2 protein-coding genes are annotated in these 1,827 nt (G+C 51.5%); both read left to right on the forward strand.

The window, feature by feature from the left end; all coding sequences use genetic code 11:
• Positions 1 to 90: 90 nt before the first annotated feature.
• Entirely contained in the window at positions 91 to 702 is a 612-nt protein-coding gene (locus tag H5U02_15400) for a response regulator transcription factor (GenBank protein MBC7343805.1), read from the forward strand.
• Between the two features lie 391 nt (positions 703 to 1,093).
• Positions 1,094 to 1,827: SDR family oxidoreductase (locus H5U02_15405; protein MBC7343806.1), on the forward strand; the 734-nt coding region annotated here is incomplete at its 3' end.

Genomic DNA, 1,827 nt, shown 5'->3' on the forward strand with positions numbered 1-1,827 from the left:
CATCATAGCGGAAATTGAAGCCAACGGGGGGCGGTAACCATAGCTATCAAAATAATTCTAGCCGACGATCACTATATTGTCCGCGAAGGTTTGCGGAGCCTTTTGTCGCAGTTTCCAGATATCGAGATCATTGGTGAGGCTGATGATGGGGAGCAAACCTTGGCTTTGGTCCGCCAATTGCAGCCTGATGTGGCGGTGGTGGATATTTCCATGCCGGGATTGAATGGCTTGGAGGCGGTCCGGGAGATGGCCGGGTCAGGGCTACCTACCAAGGTGCTGATCTTGACTATGCACGAAACTGAACAGTATGCCATGGAAGCTCTAAGCCTAGGAGCGTCAGGCTATATAATTAAGCGGAGCACTGCTGAAGAGTTGGCCAAGGCTATTCGGTCGGTTTATCGGGGCGAGACTTATGTGTGCCCTTCAGTGGCAGGCAAGCTGCTCCAGCATTACTGCCAGGCTCGCAGCAGTGGATCGAGCGAGCCTCAGCAGGCTGGGCCTAAAAAGGATTTAACCCATCGCCAAAAGCAAATCCTCCAGCTAATTGCCCAAGGCAAAACTAACCGGGAGATTTCCGAGATCCTTTGTATTAGCCTGCGCACCGTCCAAACTCACCGGGCCAAACTCATGGAGAGACTAAATCTGCATAGCACAGCCGAACTTACCCGTTACGCCATCCGCGAAGGTTTAGTGCAGGCTTAAGTAGATTATAGTACTGGCTCTCTACCGATTACTGCGTTGTACTTATAGCTACTTGCGCTTTTTGCCTCTTTTTCTTCCCTTCTTATCAATTTCATAATCCACAGTTCTCAGCATCTCTTGGTACTGTCTCAACTATTTTTTCAATTCTGTACGTGATTTCCCTTAATTGTCCTTTAGTTTACGCTGAAAGGGCCGGGGAATAGTCGTCTTATGCCAAGCGGGCATGGGTCCGGGTGGAGGTGATTGGCAGTGCGCTAGCAAGGAAGAGCAACTGAGTTTTCTGAGCCCAAGGCAGACAGCATTTGAGGCCAACCAAAGAACTCGTTTTCACAAGGTCCATATTCAATCGAAGGCGCATCTAAATCATCGTCTTTTATAGGGAGGTCTCAAAATGCGGCTGGCGGGCAAAACCTGCATCATCACCGGTTCGGGACACGGCCAAGGGCGGGCGGCGGCCCTTCTCTTTGCCAGGGAAGGAGCTAAGCTGGTCCTCAATGGGCGCCACGAGGAGCCCTTGAAGGAAGTGGCCGAAGAAATCAGGTTGCAAGGAGGCGCTGCTACCTACTTTGTGGCTGACACCTCGGTCGAAGAGCAAGTCCAGGCTTTGGTTAAGTTTTGCGCCGATACCTATGGAAGGCTCGATATCATGTACAACAATGCAGGCAGCTGTCGGTTTGGACCCATCCACCTGACTAGCACGGAAGACTTCGATTACACCATGAAAAATGAGCTCTACAACGTGTTCTTTGGCTGCAAATACGCAGTTTTGCAGATGCTGCAGCAGAATCCTCCCGGAGGAACCATCATTAATACTGCTTCGCTAATGGGGCAGAGAGCTTATCCGGGAAGCCTGGCTCATGCTGTTAGCAAAGCCGGGGTAATCGCCATCACCCGCTCGATAGCCCGGGACTATGGGCGGCACGGGATCCGCTGCAATGCCATATCCCCGGGGTTCATAGCCACTGAGTATGGTACTGCTCAGCTACTCCAAAACCAGCAATTCGTGAACTTTGTAAAGATGTCCCAGGTAATCGACGATATTGGCAAGCCAGAAGATGTAGCCCAGGTGGCACTTTTTCTGGCCAGCGATGAAGCTCGCTTTCTCCATGGCGAGGTAATCGAGGT

This window comes from Clostridia bacterium (assembly GCA_014360065.1).
Classification (GTDB): Bacteria; Bacillota; DSM-521; order Neomoorellales; family JACIYF01; genus JACIYF01.